Source organism: Trichocoleus sp. DQ-A1 (assembly GCF_039961955.1).
Taxonomy (GTDB): domain Bacteria; phylum Cyanobacteriota; class Cyanobacteriia; order Cyanobacteriales; family FACHB-T130; genus FACHB-T130.
In genome coordinates, this window is the sequence record NZ_JAMPKE010000013.1 from 13079 (window position 1) to 34780 (window position 21702).

20 protein-coding genes are annotated in these 21702 nt (G+C 47.6%); 10 read left to right on the forward strand and 10 right to left on the reverse strand.

What is annotated here, in order from left to right:
* Positions 1-24: 24 nt before the first annotated feature.
* Positions 25-252 carry a hypothetical protein gene (locus NDI33_RS14355; RefSeq protein WP_190410665.1) on the reverse strand — a complete coding sequence of 76 codons (228 nt, stop codon included), beginning with the start codon at positions 250-252 and terminating at the stop codon, positions 25-27.
* A gap of 270 nt (positions 253-522) precedes the next feature.
* Here NDI33_RS14355 and NDI33_RS14360 point away from each other — a divergent pair, with 270 nt between their 5' ends.
* The 3 genes from NDI33_RS14360 to argB all read left to right on the forward strand — a co-directional run bounded on the left by NDI33_RS14360 (position 523) and on the right by argB (position 3606).
* Entirely contained in the window at positions 523-1974 is a 1452-nt protein-coding gene (locus NDI33_RS14360) for an NB-ARC domain-containing protein (RefSeq protein WP_190679015.1), read from the forward strand.
* A gap of 73 nt (positions 1975-2047) precedes the next feature.
* Positions 2048-2623 (forward strand): shikimate kinase, encoded by a 576-nt coding sequence (locus NDI33_RS14365; protein WP_190679140.1) that lies wholly within the window; start codon positions 2048-2050, stop codon positions 2621-2623.
* An 89-nt stretch (positions 2624-2712) separates the two neighbouring features.
* On the forward strand, positions 2713-3606 hold the full coding sequence (gene argB / locus NDI33_RS14370; protein WP_190679016.1) for an acetylglutamate kinase: 894 nt from the start codon (positions 2713-2715) through the stop codon (positions 3604-3606).
* Between the two features lie 24 nt (positions 3607-3630).
* Here the strand turns inward: argB and NDI33_RS14375 are convergent, their stop codons facing one another.
* Positions 3631-4194, reverse strand: a complete 564-nt coding sequence (locus NDI33_RS14375) for a hypothetical protein (RefSeq protein WP_190679018.1) — start codon at positions 4192-4194, stop codon at positions 3631-3633.
* Between the two features lie 333 nt (positions 4195-4527).
* Between NDI33_RS14375 and NDI33_RS14380 the strand changes: the two genes are divergently transcribed.
* The 3 genes from NDI33_RS14380 to NDI33_RS14390 all read left to right on the forward strand — a co-directional run bounded on the left by NDI33_RS14380 (position 4528) and on the right by NDI33_RS14390 (position 7535).
* Positions 4528-5052, forward strand: a complete 525-nt coding sequence (locus NDI33_RS14380) for a tetratricopeptide repeat protein (protein ID WP_190679020.1) — start codon at positions 4528-4530, stop codon at positions 5050-5052.
* 291 nt (positions 5053-5343) lie between these two features.
* Positions 5344-6651 carry a metallopeptidase TldD-related protein gene (locus NDI33_RS14385; RefSeq protein WP_190679142.1) on the forward strand — a complete coding sequence of 436 codons (1308 nt, stop codon included), beginning with the start codon at positions 5344-5346 and terminating at the stop codon, positions 6649-6651.
* A gap of 56 nt (positions 6652-6707) precedes the next feature.
* Entirely contained in the window at positions 6708-7535 is an 828-nt protein-coding gene (locus tag NDI33_RS14390; RefSeq protein WP_347275951.1) for a DUF3153 domain-containing protein, read from the forward strand.
* Positions 7536-7599: 64 nt separating this feature from the next.
* Here the strand turns inward: NDI33_RS14390 and NDI33_RS14395 are convergent, their stop codons facing one another.
* Positions 7600-8967, reverse strand: coding sequence for a mechanosensitive ion channel family protein (locus NDI33_RS14395; RefSeq protein ID WP_190679022.1), 1368 nt, complete (start codon positions 8965-8967; stop codon positions 7600-7602).
* A 308-nt stretch (positions 8968-9275) separates the two neighbouring features.
* Here NDI33_RS14395 and NDI33_RS14400 point away from each other — a divergent pair, with 308 nt between their 5' ends.
* The 3 genes from NDI33_RS14400 (at position 9276) to NDI33_RS14410 (ending at position 13643) form a co-directional block, all read left to right on the forward strand.
* Complete coding sequence (locus tag NDI33_RS14400) at positions 9276-9968, forward strand: hypothetical protein (protein WP_190679024.1); 693 nt, start codon at positions 9276-9278, stop codon at positions 9966-9968.
* Between the two features lie 92 nt (positions 9969-10060).
* Positions 10061-10948: an ADP-ribosylglycohydrolase family protein gene (locus NDI33_RS14405; RefSeq protein ID WP_190679026.1), complete on the forward strand. Its 888-nt coding sequence runs from the start codon at positions 10061-10063 to the stop codon at positions 10946-10948.
* 241 nt (positions 10949-11189) lie between these two features.
* Positions 11190-13643, forward strand: a complete 2454-nt coding sequence (locus NDI33_RS14410) for an HD family phosphohydrolase (protein WP_190679027.1) — start codon at positions 11190-11192, stop codon at positions 13641-13643.
* Between the two features lie 53 nt (positions 13644-13696).
* Here the strand turns inward: NDI33_RS14410 and NDI33_RS14415 are convergent, their stop codons facing one another.
* The gene (locus NDI33_RS14415; RefSeq protein ID WP_190679028.1) at positions 13697-14617 is read right to left on the reverse strand and encodes an alpha/beta hydrolase; all 921 of its coding nucleotides are present in this window, start codon (positions 14615-14617) and stop codon (positions 13697-13699) included.
* A 259-nt stretch (positions 14618-14876) separates the two neighbouring features.
* Positions 14877-15422 carry an HAD-IIIA family hydrolase gene (locus tag NDI33_RS14420; RefSeq protein WP_190679029.1) on the reverse strand — a complete coding sequence of 182 codons (546 nt, stop codon included), beginning with the start codon at positions 15420-15422 and terminating at the stop codon, positions 14877-14879.
* Positions 15423-15500: 78 nt separating this feature from the next.
* On the opposite strand from NDI33_RS14420, the gene NDI33_RS14425 reads away from it, so the two are divergent.
* Positions 15501-17009, forward strand: coding sequence for a CIA30 family protein (locus tag NDI33_RS14425; protein ID WP_190410676.1), 1509 nt, complete (start codon positions 15501-15503; stop codon positions 17007-17009).
* A gap of 82 nt (positions 17010-17091) precedes the next feature.
* Here NDI33_RS14425 and NDI33_RS14430 read toward each other — a convergent pair whose 3' ends face one another.
* The 5 genes from NDI33_RS14430 to NDI33_RS14450 form a co-directional block, all read right to left on the reverse strand.
* The gene (locus tag NDI33_RS14430) at positions 17092-17709 is read right to left on the reverse strand and encodes an ElyC/SanA/YdcF family protein (protein ID WP_242033308.1); all 618 of its coding nucleotides are present in this window, start codon (positions 17707-17709) and stop codon (positions 17092-17094) included.
* A gap of 363 nt (positions 17710-18072) precedes the next feature.
* Positions 18073-18549, reverse strand: coding sequence for a hypothetical protein (locus NDI33_RS14435; protein WP_190679031.1), 477 nt, complete (start codon positions 18547-18549; stop codon positions 18073-18075).
* Positions 18550-18878: 329 nt separating this feature from the next.
* Positions 18879-19676, reverse strand: a complete 798-nt coding sequence (locus tag NDI33_RS14440; RefSeq protein ID WP_242030340.1) for a carbohydrate ABC transporter permease — start codon at positions 19674-19676, stop codon at positions 18879-18881.
* A 328-nt stretch (positions 19677-20004) separates the two neighbouring features.
* The gene (locus tag NDI33_RS14445) at positions 20005-20577 is read right to left on the reverse strand and encodes a 5-formyltetrahydrofolate cyclo-ligase (RefSeq protein WP_347275952.1); all 573 of its coding nucleotides are present in this window, start codon (positions 20575-20577) and stop codon (positions 20005-20007) included.
* A gap of 160 nt (positions 20578-20737) precedes the next feature.
* Complete coding sequence (locus NDI33_RS14450) at positions 20738-21682, reverse strand: GDP-L-fucose synthase (protein ID WP_190410679.1); 945 nt, start codon at positions 21680-21682, stop codon at positions 20738-20740.
* Positions 21683-21702: the final 20 nt, after the last annotated feature.

Below are 21702 nucleotides of genomic sequence, written 5' to 3' on the forward strand. Positions count from 1 at the left end.
TTTCGCCAATGCTTGGCTTAGCCTCTAGCATCTCCCACAGGAAAGTCGCTGAGAAAGGGCGAGTTCGCGGGACTCTTGCCTCACTTGACCCAGCATTGCAGCTTGCTGCAACTGCATAAAAGCGTTGAAGTCTTCTAATCCATACTTAGTTGTTAAAAGTCTCCGCAGCTGTTCTTCGGCTGCAACAGTTAAGTAGCCTGTACTCAAAGCGTGTTGGACGACTTCGCGGATATTGCTGAGGTTATTTTTCATGGTAGAACACCCAACTTTGATGATCCTAAGTGAGATTACCGTGCTTCACAATTTAACCTTATTAGGCAACCGTAACATTACTGAAATTGAAACAAAGCAATTATAGGGTAATTTCAAAGTAATTCAAAGCCAAGTTGGTTGCTCAAGTTAATAGTTTGCAGGATTTTGTTGACACAAAGCTCCAAATTTTGTCAGAAATACGCAAAAAGGTCTATCGGTATCTATATGGCTGGTGGATTTGACCTCAGAAGAGATAACAGTAACGTTTTTTTGTCCGCAAGCTTAAAGAAAAAGCTACACGAAGAATTCAACAGAAAGTACAAGCCTGAAGGCAAGCGTGCCTTAATGCAAGAATTTTTGAGTGCGTGGCGGAAACAACTCAATACACTTGAACCCTCCCGCCAAGCTTTACAAGCAATTTTGAACTCGGAGAGCCGCCAAACCTGCGAGTATCGGATTGCCAATGGCTTATGTCATCTGTTATTGAACTGTTCCTATGATGAATGGAGCGAGTTTTCTCAGAATGCTCCCGACAATTCTCAGAGCTTGCTATTCTATCCAATCGGGGAAGAGGCCGGTTCTCAAGACTCCTTATCTACCACTCCTGGTATAAGATGCTGGGAGGAAAATCAAACCGTCAACGCCCCAACCGAAGCGCCACTAGATCGGGGCAAAAAACGCCAGTGGGGCTTGTTTATCCCCAATCCGCGATGTCGGATGGTGTGGGGGCGAGAAAGCTTCATTCAAGAAGTATTGAACCGCCTGGACGATCCCACAGAACTCTCTATTTTTTCCCTCAGCGGCAGTCCAGGGTATGGCAAATCTGAAGCTGCCAGCCAAATTGCGAAAGAAGCACTCGACAGAAATCTGTTCGCGGATGTGGTGTGGGTGACAGCGAGGCAAAGTGAGTGGGTGGATGGTTACATCAGCCAGGAAAAGCAGTTTGAGGCGCTGACGTGGAAGAAATTTTTAAATGAAATTGCGCATCAACTGGATTGTCCCCCTGAGCGAGTTCACCAGCGTTTGAGAGCAGAGAAATTGCTTGTCGTCTTGGATAATGCGGAGACCGCACAAGTTGAAGATATTCTGGCGAACCTTATCAAAATGCTCAACCCCAGTCGGGCACTGATTACCAGCCGACACCGAACTAAACCTCCCTATGTGAGATTAATTGAAATCCCAGGACTCGAAGAAAGATGGTCGTCTAAATTGTTGGAGGATGAGGCAAAATACAACAACATTTCGGTAATCAAGCAGGCAAGCAACGAACAGCTTTATCAAATGCATCAATTGTCTTGCGGCGCACCCTTAGCACTGCATTTCCTGGCTGGGCGAGTATTCCACGATCAAGCACTTGAGCCAATCTTGTCGGAATTAAAGCTTGCCAGCCGACAAGTAGAGACCTTCTACCGCTTCTGTCTGGAGGCAGCGTGGCAGCGAATCAATGTGGCAGCAAAAAGTGTACTGCGTTATATGGGCGGGGTGGATGCCACGGTTAGCAGAGCCGAGTTGTCTCAAGTTGGGAAATTACTGGATTCGGACTTAGATGCGGCACTGGCGGATCTGAGACGATGGTATTTGATTGAAGACGTACAAGATGAGCTAGGTAATCCCCGCTACGATCTGCATCCTTGGGTGAGAAGCAGCGTGCGCGGAGGATTGGTAGAAAAGTGGCAATCGTCGCTGGAAGACTTGGATAAAGATAGCTACCGGGAAATTTGATATGTAGGTGAAAGAGTTAATTTCTTCCGTTGATGGTTACACTAGGACAGCGATCGCTCTGGCAATTGTAAATATGGAAAATAGCAATCAGAACCTACGCGACCGGCTCAAGGGCATCAATGTCTATCTGATTGGCATGATGGGTGCGGGAAAGACAAGCGTGGGACGCTTATTGGCGCAGCATCTGGATTATCGCTTTTTCGATACCGACGCTGTAATTGAGCAAGTTGCCAAAAAATCGATTAATGAGATTTTTGCCAGTGACGGGGAAGAAAGCTTTCGGAAGCTGGAAAGCCAAGTGCTGTCCGAATTGTCGGCTTATACGAAGTTAGCGATCGCTACTGGCGGCGGTATTATCCTGAAGCGAGAAAATTGGAGCTATCTCCAACACGGTCTCGTCGTATGGCTGGATGTCCCTGTGGAACTTTTAGTCGCCCGTTTGCAAAACGATACCACCCGACCTCTGTTAAAAAACGCTGACATCGCGACCGAATTCCCAAAGCGGTTTGAGCAACGAAAACCGCTGTACGCCCAAGCCGACCTGCACATCACCGTTGGCGAGGGGCAAACTCCCGAACAAATTGCTACGCAAGTAATTGAAGCTATTCCCACAGTTCTTAAGCCAAAGCCAGACAATAACGGTCAGTAAAACTGGAAACAGCCGCCTCTAATCGTGCCGCAGACGCCAGTATGCACTAAACTTCTAGAAAACGATTACTGGCATCATCCTGCTAAGCAATGCTTAACGATAGCGAATACCTCAAGAAAGCTGAAGCGACTCGCGTTCGAGTGCTAAGCGAAGCACTACCCTACATCCAGCAATTTGCCGGTCGCACCGTTGTCGTTAAATACGGCGGCGCGGCGATGAAAGACGCTTCGCTCAAAGATAAGGTAATGCGCGACATTGTATTCTTATCCTGTGTAGGCTTGCGTCCCGTCGTGGTACATGGCGGTGGTCCAGAAATAAACTCTTGGCTGGGTAAACTGGGAATCGAACCCCAATTTAAAAATGGCCTGCGTGTAACCGATGCCGCCACAATGGAGGTGGTGGAAATGGTTTTAGTGGGTCGGGTCAATAAAGAAATTGTCTCCTTAATTAACCGTGCTGGCGGTTCCGCTGTTGGACTTTGCGGCACAGACGGCAACTTGATCAAAGCCCGACCAGAAGGGGTAGAGGGCATTGGTTTTGTGGGAGAAGTGAACAGTATTGATATCAAGCTTTTGCAGTCACTGGTGAGTAGCGGATATATCCCTGTAGTGTCTAGCGTGGCAACCGATGACAGGGGACAAGCCTATAACATCAATGCGGATACCGTAGCTGGGGAACTTGCGGCAGCTTTGGGGGCAGAAAAGTTGATTTTGCTCACAGATACAGCAGGGATCTTGCAGGATTACAAAGATCCCTCCACTCTGATTGCCAAAGTGGATATCGCCGAAGCGAGGCGTCTAATTGAGAAGGGTATCGTGGGCGGTGGGATGATTCCCAAGGTCAAATGTTGCGTGCGATCGCTTGCTCAAGGCGTTCGGGCTACTCATATTATTGACGGTCGTATTCCCCACGCACTCCTATTAGAAATTTTCACCGACGCCGGTATCGGCTCGATGATTATCGCCTCTGAGTTTATGACTTAGGGTCTATGACTTAGGCGTGCGCGATTAACGAATAATAATCTGCCTGGGTTGGTTGAAGCGTCTGCGATTGCCTCGCGGATTCACAATCACTGGATTAATCAGGATAGAATCCCGAATCTGGGGATTGATTAAGGTGGGGTTGAGCAGTGTCGAGTTGTTGACTCTCCTGTGCGATCCCACCGGGTAGCCGGGATAACTCGGATAGGAGTTGGGATAACCCTGGTAGTAGTCGTCAGGATAACTCGGATAGGAGTTGGGATAACCCTGGTAGTAGTCGGGATAACTCGGATAGTAGCCGGGATTGACTCGATAGTAATTACTCGATCCGCGATCGCTCATCCCCGTCGTTGGGTTTATCGGAATCGGACTGGGAATCGGACTGCCATAAACAAAGCTACCCGACGACGGCTGGGGAACTCCATGCTGGGGAAATCCATAAGTAGGCACGCCTTGCTGAATGATTAATTGTGCCTTGGCTGGGGAAATCGCCCCGGTTAGTACCGTAATGCCCAGCGTCAAGGGTGCTAAGCCGGTGGCAAGGCAAAACCGATGAAAACGATGCAACGGCAGAGGTAGGGTTTTGAGCATGGTTTTACATCCTAATCTTTTGGATGGTGCTAAGTATGAAATTTTGAATGACTTCTTAAGATAAACCCTGGCAAAGCGAGGAAAATTCCCCTCGTTGATTCACCTGAACGGGTGATGTTGAAACAACGAAACAGAAACCACCCCTTACAGACGATAAATCTTCCGAGCTGGCATCTGGCAATTTTTGTCTTTCGATGCTCTCGAAAACCCTGGCAAAGGCAATTGATTTTAGCCGTCTTGATTACAGGATAATCTGCTTCGCTAAAATTTAAAGGGGCTGTCGGTGATGACGTACAAAGCACAAAAAAGTTCTCTTTAAATTCGATTGGCAAAGTGAATTCAGAAACCCAGGACATTATTAAAACCGAGTACCAGACTGGCACAGCGGCATTTGAACGTGGAGATTACCGCCAGTCAGTGCAGCATTTAGAGAAGGCAAGTAGCTTGGTGACTCGAAACTCCCGATTGGGAGGAGAAATATTGATTTGGCTGGTGACGGCTTACGAAGCAGCAGGACAAACAACAGAAGCGATCGCCCTCTGCAAACAGCTGCGACATCATCCCGATCCACAAACTAGCAAGCAAAGCCGTCGCTTACTCTACATTATGGAAGCCCCGCAACTCAGCAGGCGTCCAGAATGGCTGACAGAGATTCCCGATCTCACAACTCTCGCTGACAGCGAACCGGAATTTCGCCGGGGGAGCAATCTTCAGGCTGCTACGAAAACTCCTCAAAAGCGTCCAGAACCGGAACCCATCGATCTCAGCCAAGTAAATACCAAGGACAATTTGTTTATTTGGGTTGCCTTGGTTGCCATTGGTTTGACACTCGGTGGATTGGCTTGGTTTAATTTTTGAACGCTAATTTTATCTGTGATTGGGTTCTTGTTTGGCTTCCCGCAAACCTTTTTTTATGCCCAATATGGCGTGACTGGATGGGCTTTCCTAGGTTGGGAAAATTCATCTAATCGCAAATCCAGCTTCTGTTTGAGTTGTTGAGGAGATTTTTCTCCAATTAAAAGTCGTAGAACAATTAGCAGCAGTCGGTAAACTTCCTGTCTGTCTTTACAGTGGTATTTAGGGCAGTAGTGCGACGAGTCCCTCTGGTAGCTTTAAGATGGTATGGGTGAAGCGGGAGAACCTGAGATGGTGACTGATGCGACGCTGGAGCAGATTCTGAAATTGGCGAAGGGACGAACCGACTCCGCTGAGGTTTACTATCTATCAAGCCAAGACACACCAGTTGAGTTTGAAAACAATCGCTTAAAATCCCTGCAAACCAAAGCACTGCAAGGAGTCGCGCTGCGGGTGCTACACGAGGGGAGGCTGGGTTTTGCCAGTTCCACAGACTTGACGCGGCTGGAAGATTTGGTGGATGCTGCCGTACAAACTTCAGAAATTGGCGACAAGGCTGAGTTTGAATTTGCGGCGGATGTACAGGTGACGGAACCGGAAAAAAAATATACGCCACCAGCAACCCAGGAATTAGTGGAAGTGGGCGATCGCTTAATTTCTCAAATCCACGACTACAACTCCGATATTCTGGTAGATGTGGGGTTCCACGTCCGGACAAATAACGTAAAAATTGCAACCAGTGCGGATGTCTACGCCTCGCGCACCAGCCAGGTTGTCAGTGCCAGCCTTTCGGGGAATTTGGTACGGGGTGAAGATTTTCTCCAGGTTTATAGCTCCGATATTGCCCGTGAAGGCGTCCCAGATTTTAATCGCCTTCTAGAAGATTTGTTACGAAAATACGCTCTAGCAGAGCAGCCAGCGACCATTCAGAGCGGATCTTTCCCCGTTCTGTTTAATCCTAGAGCTGCCGCTAGTGCCATCGGACGCCTATTTAAAACGGTTCTCTCCGGTCAAAGTATCGTCCAAAAAGCCTCTCCTCTGGTCGGTAAACTGGGCGAAACCCTATTTGACGAACGCTTAAATTTATTTGAAGATCCCAGCATCGGGCCATCTGCCTGTGCTTTTGACGATGAAGGAACGCCCACCCGTCGCAAAGTGCTTATCGAGAAAGGCACGGTAAAAGAATTTTATTGGGATCGGCGCTGGGCAGCCAGGGCTGGCTGTGAGTCAACAGGAAACGGCTTTCGGGGTGGTTTGTCGCGTCCCAGCCCAGAGTTAGTAAATCTCTGCTTTGCGCCTGGGAAGACATCGACAGCGGATTTAATTGCCAGCATGGATGAGGGGGTGATTGTGGATCAGGTTCTCGGTGCTGGACAGTCGAATCAACTAGCGGGAGAGTTTTCTGTCAATCTGGATTTAGGCTACAAGGTGGAAAAAGGTCAGATTGTCGGTCGAGTCAAGAATACGATGGTGGCTGGTAGTATTTTTGAGGCGTTTAAAAATTTGGTGGATTTGGGTGATAAGCCGGAATGGGTAGGCGGGGGTAGTTTCTTGCCGAGTTTGTTGTTCCAGCAGTTGGGTGTAGCGGCGCGGCAAGGGTAACGAACGACTTCCGGCACGAGAGAAGGCAACCAGAGAAGTAAGGAGGAGAGAAAGGCGTGAAGTTAGCTGTGTTGAGTCAGAGTGCGAGGGGTGCTTTCGGTAAAGTATTGCCGAAAATGCGGGTTCTTTGGGCGATGCTGTTAGCGGTCGTATTGCTGTCGGGCTGCGTTCAGTATGATGCTGGGGTGAGGTTCGAGAATCCGAACCGTGGCGAGATTGTCCAGCATATCAAGTTGGGCGAACAGCTGACGGCATTGAGCAGCGAGCAGGCACAGGAATGGTTAGATAGCCTTCAGCGTCGGGCGCGACAATTGCAAGGGAAAACGAAGCGCATCTCAAACCAGGAAGTTGTGGTGACAATCCCGTTCGCTAGCGGTGCGGAACTGGAAGAGAAGTTTAACCAGTTTTTTAATCCCCCTGTAAAGAAAGGTTCTCAGGCGGCGACAGAGACAGATTTACCAAAGATTAATTCCCACCTGAGTCTGAGACAGGGGAATTTCCTGTTCTGGATACGGAATCACTTAAGCTACGATTTGGATTTGCGATCGCTCGGCGTTCTTTCTACTAACGGTAACGTTATCGTTAGTCCCGGTTCGCTGTTCGATCTAGACTTTAGCTTGAGAACTCCTTGGGGGGCGCGGAGTGTTGAGAAGGCGGAAAATGCTATCAACCCAGTTGTCTCGGAGAAAGGACATCTGTTAGTTTGGACACTCAAACCTGGTGAGGTGAACCATCTTGAGGCAGTATTCTGGCTTCCCAGCCCCCTTGGTATTGGTACCCTCGCGATTATCTTGTTAGTAGTGGCAGGGTTTTATTTGAAATACAACCGAGGCAAGGGAAGCGGTGTCAGTTCTGCACCTCCATCGGTGCCACAGGTGCAGTAGAAAAGCGATCGCGCTTTATTCGGAGCTAACATTCGGAGCTAACAGACTGGGAGCCTAGAACAGCTTACTTGCCGTTCGGAAGCCGCTTCTGGGAATCCCAGTCGGTGGGGTAGACATCAGCCTCAGTCTGCGATTTGCGTACCAACAATGTATAAATTTCGGTAGGTATTTCAATCTCCGCTTTGTGCAAGGCTTCTTTAATCGCCTCATTCGCTTTAGAAGTGGTTTCTAAAAACTCCAAACGCCGAGAATTCACCCAAAAGCGGATTTCCAAATTCACCTTTCCAGAATCCAGTTCCCGGACAAGGACTTCTGGCACTGGTTTTGGCTGCACGCCTTTGACTTTAAGAACGGCATCAGTAATCACTTGTTTAGCAGTAGAGATATTGGCACCATAGGCAATGCCAACCGTAACCGAACTGCGGCGGTGCTTGAAAGCTGTGTTATTAATAATGCTGGCAAGGAAAACTTCTTGATTCGGGATATACACCTTCCGCCCATCATAGGTATTTAGAGTGGTTGCCCGCAGTTGGATTTGGGTAACGGTTCCCTCAAATTCCTTGATCGTCACTTGATCGCCTAACCGAAAAGGTCGGGCGGCAAGTAAAATCATCCCGGAAATGTAGTTACTGAAAACCTCTTTGAGGGCGAAACCAATCGCGACACTAGTAAGTCCCAATGCCCCCAGCAAAGCCCCAATGTCAAGCCCCAAGACGCCTAGAGCGATGACAGAGCCAATAACCCAGACTCCACCGTATCCCACTCGCCCCATCAGAATTTCAGTGCTGCGATCGCCTTCTGTCTCTTTCTGCGCCCATTTTAAAGCTATGTAACGGACGCCTCTAGCACCTACCCAGGTGATGCCAACGACGACCAATGCCCCTAAAATTAAGGGCAAGCTGCTGATGGCGTCCCGTACCAGATCGCGCACGGTAAGATAAAGTCGCTGTCCGACATCAATGGCTAGGGGGGGTTTTTTGAAAGCTTGATTTAATTGGTTCGCCCATTTCTCGCCAAGCACCTCTACAGACACCCCAAAGTCGCGGGCGTCCTGTTGAGTTACTGACATTAAGACTCGGTTATTGAGTTGTAAGGTGGCTATCTTCCGTGGATTGTCCGGTTTAACGGTGACTTGCCCCAAAGCCTCTGATTGCAGCAGTATACTGGCAATCCGCCGATTGATAATTTGCGATCGCTCTTGAGCGCTGATTCCCGATAAACTACCTACTTGAAAAACTGGGCGTCCTCTGACAACAACATCAGCAAAATATTGTTCTTCAGTTGAAATCCTTACGGGTGTGGATTTTGGCGAGGTAGCCTCCTGGGCAAGCCCAGATGGAATGGTAATGAAGAAAATGCTGGTAATGACAATTAAAATCTGGAGTCGCTGTGAGCCTTGCGGCCCAGTGCAACGATGAAAAAGAATTTTCATATCCATTCCGAAGGACGACCAAATTTAGCATAATTCGCGCATTTGGCATCTGAATTCTTACTATAGATAGGGAATCTTACTCTAAGTTTCAGTTGTTGCATTTCTCTTCCCCATACTTGACTTGTTTTCCGTCTATAAAATTTGATGAGCGATCGCTTGGTGTTCGTTATTCATTTTTTTATCTATCTTTAGGCGGATGAAAATACTTGATAATTAAAACTATTTATTTTTAGTAAACTGCAACACTGAATAGTCTTACTCGCTCTGCTACTCTGTTGAAACAAAAATTATTCCAATGGAGAAGCGCAGTGCAAACTTCAACAAAATCCTATCTTCCAGAAGAGCTATGTAAGGCTCCAGATTATCATTTAGCGGCGAATTACCCAAAAGATTTACCAGAAGTTGAAATAGGTTCTACTAAATCTAAATACTTAGACTCCCTAGCACCCATTAGTGCTGTGCAAGTTTTTGAAGACATACCAGGTATAAAAAAATCTACTTTCTCATTTGATACAGAAACAGAGACTTCCTTTGAAGTTTGGACTATCCTGCCTAACAGGGTATTACTTCCCGAAGATTTAGAGTTTCTCAAGCAAGACAAGCATCGGGTAGAATTAATCGCGAAACAACTGGTTGAAATTGGTAATTCTTGGCTGAATTCACGAATTTTTGACAAAAAAATAAAAGTTCAAAGTTGGGAAGATATTCTAAGTATTTTGGATAAGTATGAATATGCTTATGATTTAATCGATATTATTGAAGTTCCTTATAAAATTAGTAAAACAAATTTACAAAACGAATCTAGTGAAAAAGCTAAATATTGGAGTATTTCTCCACCGAGTTGGAATATTTCCCTGAAGAAAACTCGCAGTTTTAATGGATGTTATATCGTCGATGACTACAATTCATCTTATAATTTCTCGATAGAAGTTTGGATAGGAATTCCTTTTTTGAAAAATATCCAAACAGGAGAAGTCATTACAAGAGAAAATTTTCAGTGAAGATGCGATTCTACTGGGGAGACGGTAGACTATAGCACGGCAGATGTTGAGAGAACGCTGTCTAAGTCGCGATCGCCTCTACGATAGAAATCATGCGCTACTCTCTGTTAAGTCGGTTTCGCGGCACCTTGTTGGGCGCTGCATTCGGGGATTTCACCCCTTTGAGCAAAAAACAGTCTCAGCAGCCTACTAGCTGGGGCAAAATGGCGGTTTGGGGTGCAGAAAGCTTAATTGAGCAGGGTAAATTCGATTTCGCAGATTGGCGTCACCTCACGGAAAAATTTTTAGAGATAGACGCGAGCAGTGCTAACGTGCCTACGCCAGGAGCGATCATTGCCACACTGCCGATTGTGCTGTTCTCCCATGAATATAAAGCCAAACTGCGGCAAAATTTAGAACAAGTTGTCAGCATCTGGCAAGATGAGCCAGACTTAAGAGATGGGGCGTTAGCAGTGGGATACGCGATCGCTCAATGCCTTCGAGAAAAACTCAATCGGGCTACTTTGATTCCCAAAACCCTTGCCTTCTTAGGAGATTCCCAGACGCCTCTGGTGCAACAATTAGAGCAAGTCCAAATTTTATTAGCAGAAAATGCGAGCTTAGAAATAGCGATCGCTCAACTATGTCGGAATGCCCAGCCCCAGAGTACTCCCATCGCTCTGGGTTTTTACTGCTTCCTCAGTACTCTAGAAGATTTTCGCCTGAGTGTCGCCCGTGCTGCCCGTAGCGGCTACCAACCCCCGATTACCTGCGCGATCGCGGGTGCTTTATCGGGAGCGTATAACAGTACAGTGGGCATTCCTATGGGATGGCGGCTATCTTGGAATCAACCTAAGTGGGGAATCGCCTCAGATGCTCAGTTGTTTCAACTAGCAGACAATCTCCTTGCTGTTTGGTCTGGTGTTTATGATGCCTCAACAGCAAAGCAAGTCCAGCAAATCAGCGCTGTAGCAGCGCCCCATGTAATTCAACGGCGTTAATTTTTTTTAATACCAGCGATCGCTACTCCATGCAAGCTAAGCTGGTCAAAGAAAATTAAATTTAATCGGATAAATCCCCCAAGGGGGATAGGCAATTTGGGCAGTGTTTTGTAAGGTAGGATGAAGCCAACAAAGGGGTGCCATTAAGGGTAAAGATTGCTGTAAGGTGCCTTTTATGAATGCCAATCTACTTTTCGCTACCATCACTCCTGTCGCCTAAAACGACAGCCATACTATAAACATGAAGACGCTTCAGTCATTGACGCACCAGCTTGATCAATGGCGGCGGACGTACCAGCCCCTTCGCAGTCTTTTACCATCCCAACTTTTTGATTCGCCTGCCGCTATGCCAGGGCAAGGTCTAGGATTAGGTCTTGGCGCTACTCTCCAAAACCGCAGAAACCGTCCTCGGATCGTTTGGCTGCTGGCAGTGGTGTCCCTCACCGGAACAATGGGGCAGCGCTACTACAATGCGCCAAAGCTCGCCGTCGGCAAGATAGCACCGCAGACGATTCGGGCAACCTTTGACGCTAATGTCGTAGATACTTTCACCACAGAAGAAAAACGGAAGGCAGCCCGCACAGGTGCCGTGCCCGTCTTGACGATCCAGCAAGACGTAACCGAACAAGTTTACGATGATTTGGAGCGATCGCTTCGTACCGCCGACGACCTCCGACAACTAGCCGGTTCTTTTCCAATGGTTCCGACTGCCATATTGTCTGCTGCCACTCAGATTGACCTCCGCAAGTGCGCGGAGTGGGAGTGGCGCTCTATATTGGCAGCGGTGGACACTGACATGAAAGTGAATCAACCCCAGTCAGGGTTATTGCCAGATGCCAACGGTCAATCGAATATTTCCGCAACACCTGCTGTCGCCGAACTCCAAGCTTACCATCAGGCCGCAAGTCCTCAAGATTTTTTAGCCCTAATAAGCACGATTAACCAAGCCCGCGCGCAATACGCCAAAGCTGTCGCCGCCTTCTCAGATGGCAATCCAGAAAGGCGCTACGATGCCTCCCTGCTTGACTTGTCAAATGAAGCTTGGCAGCAAACAAAAACCGGCATCCCCCAGGTTGCCGAACGGATGCTCACCCAAGGGATTCCCCCAGGCTTGCCTGACAGTATCTTACAGCAAGCGTTGAGAGTGCAAATGAATTTGCTCGTTCCCCCGGAAGCTGAGCCGGTGGCAACCCAAATGTTGCTCTGGGGACTGCGCCCCAACTTAATAGAAGATCCAGAACAAACGAAACAACTGGCAGAACAGGCAGCAAAAGCGGTGGCACTGCAAACGATCGCAGTTCGGCAGGATGAGGTGATTGTCCGCGCCGGTGAAACCATCTCCCAGGCAGATTTTGTGCTGTTAGAGTATTTTCAATTAAGCCGCCGGAGCCTTAGCTGGTCTGGATTGATTGGTTTTGGAATTCTGGTCACGGGTGGCGTGTGTACGTTCTGGCGGGTGGAACGGCGATTTAATCCCCAAATCCGGCAACGAGATCACTTGCTGATATTGCTGCTGACTTTGAGTACGCCAGTGCTAGTGAGTTTGGGTATTCGCTATACGAATTTGCCAGCAGTTGGTTTATTGGTGGGCAGTTTCTACGGTTCTGCGTTGGGTGTCACCGTTGTCGGACTGCTGGGTGGAGTGTTATCGGTCAGCCTGCCAATTACTTGGGATTATTTGCTGGCGGGTGCGGCGGGTGGAATCATGATGAGCTTACTGGCAGGGAAAATGCGATCGCGCGAAGAACTCGCTTTCCTTGGCGTTGGCGTCGGATTAACTCAAGGCACTGTCTACCTGATTGTAAATCTGATTCTCGGTGCCGCAACGGGTTCAATTTGGTACACCGTACTCCAAGAAGCTGCCTTATGCGGTTTTTCCGGTTTAGCGTGGAGTATTGTGGCGCTGGGTCTGAGTCCCTATCTAGAACACGTCTTTGACTTGGTGACGCCGATTCGGCTGGCGGAACTCGCGAACCCCAACCGTCCCTTGTTGAAACGTTTAGCCGCTCAAGCGCCCGGAACTTTTCAACATACGCTGTTCGTTTCCACCCTAGCAGAAGCCGCAGCGCGGGAACTGGGCTGCAATGTGGAACTCGTTCGAGCCGGTACTTTGTACCACGATATTGGGAAAATGCACGATCCATTAGGATTTATTGAAAATCAGATGGGCGGTCCCAACAAGCATGATGAAATTAATGACCCCTGGAAGAGTGCTGAGATTATTAAAAAGCACGTAACTGAAGGCATGGTGATGGCGCGGCGATGCCGGTTGCCCAAAGCAATTCAGGGGTTTATCCCGGAACATCAGGGAACAATGTTGATTGCCTATTTTTATCACCAAGCGCAGCAGATAGCCGAGAAAGACCCCACTAAAATTGTGAGGGAAGAAGATTTCCGCTATGATGGCCCGATTCCCCAGTCGCGAGAAACGGGGATAATGATGTTGGCAGATTCCTGTGAGGCAGCATTGCGATCGCTTAAAGATGCAACTCCAGAACAAGCCCTCTCTATGATTAACAAAATTCTCCGCGCCCGTTGGCAAGACAGCCAGTTAGCTGAGTCTGGGTTAACGCGAGAAGAACTATCCCGCATTGCGGAAGTTTTCGTCCAAGTCTGGCAACAATATAATCACCAACGCATTGCTTATCCCAAATTCACGGTTAGCTCAGACAAAGGATGTAAAGCATCCGTTTAATAGAAGAGGATTCGCGTAGCTGCGCTCTACTTCGCAGGCTGAGAAAAACACAATTAGCAATTCGCTGCTGAGAAATAACCTTGAAGCAGTCCAATTACGACTTCTGGTTGCTCTAAATGAGGTAGCACTCCCGTTCCTACAATTGGCTGAAACCGGCGAATTGCTTTTGGATTGAGTGCAGCCAAACGTTTCCCTAGATTCACACTGATAAATTGTGCCTCCTCACCCCACAGGATAAAAGTCGGCACCGTCAATTGCTGGATATACAGGGCGAGGTCAAAATAAAGATCGCCCCGCAAAAACGCCAGCGCCGCGTATTCTGCATTCGGCTGCTGTGCTGACGCCAAATAAGCCTCTACTATCTCTTCAGACAATCGTTCTAGCTGAGCAAACAAGAAGCGTTCCAGAAAACTCCGCACCGCCACTTCGTTTGTCGCGCCAAGCGTATAAATTAGCTTATCTAACAGCGGCGTCCCAATTACTTGAAGCGGTAATCTGCGCCCAGCATCTTGCCCAAAATCGGCAAACCCAGATGGACAGACTAAAAATAGCGTTTGGAATAACTCCGGACGTTCAGTTGCCAGACGGATTGTGAAACCCGCCGTCAGCAAAGATGCCACAACTTTTACCGGGGTAAAGCTTTGCTCTCCTCCAGAAATCGCAATTTTCTCAATAAACTCCGTCAGCGTCTTCAAATAGTCTGCAATTTGATAATCTCGGACTGGATGAGCTGACTCTCCCCAACCAATTAAATCTGGTGCGAATATGCGGTGAGTCGTTGCAAAAGCCGGGTACACCTTCGACCACTCGTAGGCAGAAGCTCCGCCACCAAAGCCATGCAGGAAGATTAACGGTGGCAATTCAGCTTGTCGTTGCCCTAACCACGAGTCCTCTACTGCGGTATAGTAAACCATCGAACCGAGGGAGGTTTCTATGATTTTTTGCTCAAAACCAGGCGGCTGAAACTGAAGCATAAGCGCTAACAAACCTTAAGCTTACATCTTTAATTTTGCGTACTTTTGCGCTTACCTTTGCGCTCTTTGCGTTAAAAGACAGCCAATTTTGGACTAAAGGAAATAGTAACCGATGAATCTGCATTTGCTGGAGCAAAATCAATTGCAATTACAGTTGCGTAAGCATTAATAACTGATTCTGGCACAATAATTGTTAACTCACCTACCGGATTGGGATTGGAAAGAGTGAGTCGGCGATCGCATCCTCATTCCCATCCGTTCAAACGTCAGTATCGCCATAGGTTTGCCTCCAGCTTTCTGCTTGCTGAAATTTGATGCCTGCGGCTTTTGCTGCATTCCTGTCATCAGAGCGATCGCCGATCATTAACACTTTGTCTGGCAAGTGCTTTTGTATTGCCAAATTCAGCATTCCTGGATTCGGTTTGCGGAACTTTCCAGATTCAGGGTGCTGGCTGTAGTTAATAACATCGCTGGAGGTGACGCAAAAACATTTTTTTCCTTCAAAATCGGGACAGAAATAAACTTCTTCTATCTCTGGTAATAAATCCAAAGTATACTGCTGCTCTTTGATGCAACTTTGCAGAGATTTTTTACCACTGGCGACACCCCCTTGGTTGGTTACGCCGACAATTTTCCAGCCAGTCGCGGCGAAGTAAGCAATCGCTCCCTCAGCGCCTTTAATAATCTGCTGATCGCCGGGACGCTGGATAAACTTGTGATTTGAGAGTGGCGATCGCACCGTGCCATCAAGATCGAGGATGAGTAAATTCGTCTCAGCATTGACGGCTGAAGGATCTTGCTCCATTAGAGAGTTGTTTTCAAATCAGTGGGCTATTAAACAAAGATAAAGGGAATCAGCTAAAAACGTGAACTTTACAAGAAAATGACGAATCAAAATAACCGATCTAAATGGGATTTCGGCAGATTTTTGCAAACGCTGACCTATTTCGAGGTGATTCCTTTCTTCAACTGCCTTCAGCGGTTGCTGCAAGGTCGCACCAAGGATAATCAAGACAAACCTACTGGAGAAAAGCGCGTGGGAGTGATACTGGTTGCTGGGGCGACGGGTGGTGTTGGTAAGCGAGTCGTGGGGCGACTGGTTGAACGGGGTTATCCAGTGCGTGCCCTTGTCAGAAATACTCAGAAAGCGCGGGAAATGCTTGGCGACAACGTAGAACTCTTTGAGGGAGATATCACCATCCCAGAAACGTTGACTCCGGAAATGATGTTGAACGTTAGTGCTGTGATTTGTTGCACTGGCGTTCGCGTGCAGCCAGTTGGGGGAGATACACCGGATCGGGCGAAGTATTATCAGGGTATCAAGTTTTATATGCCCGAAGTCGTAGACAGCCCGGAAATCGTGGATTATCAAGGCATCAAGAACTTAGTGCAAGTTGCTGCCAACTACTTTAGCCCTCAGACGAAGGGGGGAGCTGAAAAAGTAGTATTTGATTTTAGCAACCTTTCAGATGACATCAAGAATACTTGGGGTGCGGTGGATGATGTCGTTATGGGTGGCGTAAGCCAAAGTGGGATACAACTGGTGGAAGGCACGGCGCTGTTTGCTGGCAACGTGTCAACCGACAACTCTGGTGGTTTTGCTTCCGTTCGCACCCGCAACTTCGACACTCCGATTAATTTGGCAGGATACGAGGGTGTGGAATTGCGCGTTAGAGGCGATGGAAAACGCTACAAATTTTTTATCCGCACCGAATCCAGATGGGATGGCGTTGCTTATTCTTATTCTTTTGATACCGTAGCAAATACCTGGATCGATGTTCGCGTTCCCTTCGCTGACTTAACTCCTGTGTTTCGCGCCAAAACTTTGCAAGATGGCGAAGCAATTAACCCTAGCAAAATTTGCTCGTTCCAGTTGATGCTGAGCAAGTTTGAATACGACGGAGAACTAAATCCAAAATTTTCACCAGGCGGCTTTGCTTTGCAGGTGGAATCAATCAAAGCTTATGGCGGCGCGGTGCCTCAATTTATCATGGTCAGTTCGGCAGGTGTGACTCGTCCTGGTCGTCCTGGCATTAATTTAGAGGAAGAACCACCAGCGGTGAGAATGAATGACCAACTAGGAGGAATCCTTACTTGGAAATTGCGCGGGGAAGAGAGTATCCGGGAAAGTGGAATTCCTTACACAATTATTAGACCTTGTGCGTTGACTGAAGAACCGGGAGGCAAGGCGTTAGTTTTCGAGCAAGGTGACAATATTCGGGGCAAAGTCAGCCGGGAAGATATTGCCGAATTGTGCTTGCGATCGCTAGAAGAACCGAAAGCGTGTAATCTCACCTTTGAGGTAAAAGAGGCAGAAGATAGCCAAAATCCCGACTGGGAAAGCTTATTCTCCAGCTTGCAAAGCGATCGCATTGCAGCAATCAAATCGTAAAACAAATAGACTTCTTGCCTCTGCGGTTTTATAAAAAACTCCGTGCAAGAAGTCTACTATCTTTACAGATATTTGCCTGTCCCTACTTTATTCCCTCAAATTGCCCCAAAAAAGTTGGTTGAGGACGGAGAAGATTCACCTCTAAAACGGCTTTCACCGTCGCGAGTGCTTCCCGCGTTGTATAAGATTTCATCACCCCATCTCCATACCGTCCCCAATCGGGTGTACCCAAGCCGCTCGCATTCACACCTAATTGACGGCAAGTATACACGGCGCGTGACAAGTGGAACTGCTGCGTGATGACAACCGCCTGTGTCACCCCAAAAATCTCTCGTGCGCGATAGCAACTTTCATAAGTGCTGAAACCAGCATAATCCAGAGCAATATCAGCAGCCGGTACACCGCGATCGCTTGCGTAGCGCTGCATCACGCTCACTTCATCGTAGTCGGTGCGGCTATTATCGCCCGTCATTAAGAGTTTTTTAACGCGACCCATCTGATAAAGTTGCACAGCCGCTTCCACCCGATCGGCTAGCATCGGTGTGGGTCTACCGTCGGGCAATACGCCTGCACCAAGAACAATGGCGACACGCTCAGCCGGAACTTGGGCAGGATCGGTATAGCGATCGCTTCTGGTAACTGCATTCACATAGTAGATCGTCGCTGGAGCGATCGCGGCACTTCCCAACAAGAGGAGCAGAAAAACACGACGCCAGTTAGACAAAAACCATTGACGCACGCTCAATCAAACTCCCCCCAAACGTTATCAGAAATCTGTTCTAGCTAGCCTCAAGGAATTGCATCCCAACTCCGGAAAATATCAATCGGCCAAAATAACCCCTTAAAAAGAAAAACCCCTGGCTTGTCTCCAGGGGTAAACATCAGGGTGCATCTAACTAATCTTTGTTTTACATAGACAACGTAGCTATATCCGGAAGAAAACTAATTTCTATACCTCTACGTCTTCAGTTGTTCTTCCGATCGGAATTTGAAAGATTAACGAGCGAATCAACTTTGTCTAATTAGGCAGAGTAGGAACCGCCCAGCCTGTCTAATCCACGTTTCACGCTGCTGTAGCAGTGGCAAAGAACAACTTGTCCAAGTTTTGTGGCTGCATAAATGCTACGTATTGAGGGGCAATCTCCGGGGGTAGCAGTTCAATCAATAGCTTGTTCTCAATCCACAACTCGATCACATCAAAAAACGAGTCCCGGTTACAGCGCAGCACGCGCCAGCCTTCACGGGTGGCAATCTTCTCAATCTGTTCTTGGCTCGTCGGTACAGATATGGCAGCATGGGTAGCTGTAAACGGTGAGTACAAAACGTTTTGAATGAATGCTGCCTGCTCGTAACCTTCACCAGGTATCATTTCGGTACCAACCGGATAAATCTCAATCATCGTCCCGTACTCATCGCCAGCAATAACGATATAACTGCCTGGATTTGGTGGGAATGGGGCAACCTTCCCATTCCATATCTCTGCAAAGACATTGGCGACGTGAAGGGGATTTTCAGCGGGGAGAGAAATGTGGTGAATCATAGAGAGTGACTGCTCCTGAAGGAAATCGCTGCAAGAATTTAAATTAGGTACTTCTGAAACATCCATCTGAGTCATTGAAATTTCGCAAACAGCCAGGTTGTTCCCACAAAGTTCACCCGATTGGGTGAGTTTCCATCACCTGATTGCATGACTTAAATCGAGGTGAATCCACTTAAATCTTTCGTGCGCGATCGCTTTCGGGTCGAATTCAGGACTCTTGGAACTGAAAATAAAGCTAACAGTGGCACTGCTCTGTTTCTAAGGGAAATTTCTGGTTGGATAGGGTGCTTTGATAAATCTTTGCGCGATCGCCTTGATCTGAAGCACCATTAACCTTTGACGCCGCTCCCTGCATCTGTCGGCACAATATATCGCTGCAAAAAGAGGAAGACAAGCAGCACTGGAGTAATGGAAATGACAGAACCCGCTGCAACCAGTCGCCAATCTAGAGATAATGCCCCGGCAAGGGTAGCGACACCTAAGGGGAGGGTGTAATATTCGGGTCGGTCGAGGACAATTAAGGGCCACAGGAAGTCACTCCAAGAACCGATAAAGACAAAAATTGCCAGCGTTACCAGTGCTGGGCGAATTGCTGGAAGCATGACGTGCCACCACAAGCCTAGCTCCGAGCAGCCATCCATCCGAGCCGCTTCTTCTAGTTCTTTGGGCACGCCCTGAAATGCTTGCCGCAGTAGGAAAATCCCGAAGGCAGAGGCGATGCTTGGCAAAATAACACCCAAATAGGTATTTCTCAAACCTAGCTGTACGGTCAAGATGTACAGGGGAATCATCACAATTTGGAACGGAATCATAATCGTGGAGACAACAGCCGCAAAAACCATGTCTCGTCCCCGAAAATCCAGCCGTGCCAAGGGGTAAGCGGCAAGCGAGCAGAATAGCAGATTTAAGCCCACTGTCAGCACTGCCACCAGGGTACTGTTGAACAAATACTGACCAAAGGGATTGGTTTGCCAAACGGTGATGAAGTTCTGGAATGTCGGCTCTTGTGGCACTATCTGGGGTGGGAACTGAAAGATATTTTCAGTGGGAGATTTTAAGGAAGTACTGATGAGCCAAAGTAGAGGAAAAAGCATCACTAGCGCGATCGCTCCCAGGAACCCATACATCCAAAAAGTTTTAACTTTTGAGTTTTGAGTTGTAAAAAGGCGATATATCACGTTTGTTTTTTGAGTTTTGGAATTTATCATTGGGCGACAATAGCTGTTTTCTTTAATTGGAATCAGTCAATAAAAAAAATAAATAATTATTTCTATTATTATTATTAATAATTTATGATGTTTATTTTTGGAAAAAATCTTGCTTTTAATCTAATTAAGTCATATTATAGTAAGTGTATTGGTCCAACCAAATGCTTGTTCTAAGTAGGTGGTTGGAGCGCAGAGGACAATGTCCTCTGCGCGGAAATTAAAAAATAAAAATTGAGAAATTGAGATTTCATCGCATCATCCTCAACCCCGTTTCTGTACAGATGCCCTGCAAAGATTTATCCCAGCTATCAATTGGCAACTCTAGGGAAAAAGCAAAGTCAAAGACAATGCCAATAGTTAATTTGGTTGCCCATTCAGATGAATTGAGCAAGCGATCGTAATAACCACCACCATAACCTAAACGATATCCCCGCACATCACAAGCTACAGATGGCACAAGAATTAAATCTACCTCTGTTGAGTGTAAAACAGGGCTATCTGGGTGCGGTTCAAGAATACCATAGGCACCTTTTTGTAGGGAGTCTCCAGGTTTCCAGAGATGCCAAATAAGACGATCGCCAACACACCGAGGAAATCCCCATTGGCGACGAGCGCTAATGAGAGGGCTAAGGTCAGGTTCTTGCCGAAAACTGAAATAAGCTAAGACCGTTTTGGATTGGGTAAATAGGTGGGAAGATTCCAGGTGGGTACAGATGCGATCGCTCTTTTCTCTCCATTCCTCCATAGGCATCAATTGCCGTGTTTTGAGAAGCGATCGCCTCAATTGCTGTTTATCCAGTTGATGATCGACTTTGTTCACAAGTCTTATAACTTAAGGTTTGTGGCGAGGGGGGCTATCGTCCATTCCGTGACTCGATATCCTGCGGACTTATTTTGCGATCGCTATTTTCGCTCCTGACAACGCAGAAACCCGTTTTGTTCGGCAAAACGGGTTCTTTACACTGGCGAGTTTTTCACGCTTACTCAGCGTGCTGCCGATACCAATCGATCGTGTTCTTCAGCCCTTGCTTGAAGTCCACTTGGGCTGTGAAGCCAAACTCTTGCTTCGCCCGTTCTGTATCTAAACAGCGGCGCGGTTGACCGTTCGGCTTATCGGTTTCCCAGATAATTTCGCCCTGATAGCCCATCAGTTCGCAAATCAGTTCTACCAAATCCTTAATAGAGATTTCATAACCCGTTCCCAAATTGACGGGTTCTGCGCCATTGTAGTCCTGGGTACCCATGACGATACCCAAAGCCGCATCTGTAGAGTAGAGAAACTCACGAGTGGGACTCCCATCGCCCCATACAGGTAGCTGCTTATCGCCTCTAGCTTGAGCTTCGTGGACTTTGCGAATTAAAGCTGGGATCACGTGGGAACTCTTGGGATCGAAGTTATCTTCCGGCCCATACAAGTTCACTGGTAACAGGTAAATGCCGTTAAAGCCGTACTGCTGCCGGTAGGATTGGAGTTGCACCAGTAAAGCTTTCTTCGCAACGCCATAGGGGGCGTTAGTTTCTTCCGGATAGCCATTCCAGAGGTCATCTTCTTTGAATGGTACTGGCGTGAACTTGGGATAAGCGCAGATAGTCCCTACACAAACAAATTTTTGAACCCCTGCTTGATAGGCCGCATGAATCAGTTGAGTGCCCATCATCAGGTTGTCGTAGAATAATTCAGCGGGTTTTACCAGATTCAGACCGATGCCACCGACGTGAGCGGCGAGGTGAATCACGACATCCTGCTGCTCAACGGCGCGTTGACAGTGTTCTAAGGAGCGGAGATCGTACTCGCGCGATCGCGGTATCGTAATCTTGTTTTGATCGGCTCCGGCTTTACACAACCGATCTACGACCTGACGCCCCAAAAAACCAGCTCCGCCAGTGACGAGAATCCGTTTATCGCTTAAATCTAAAGTAGCCATATCTCTTGCCATCCTCCACT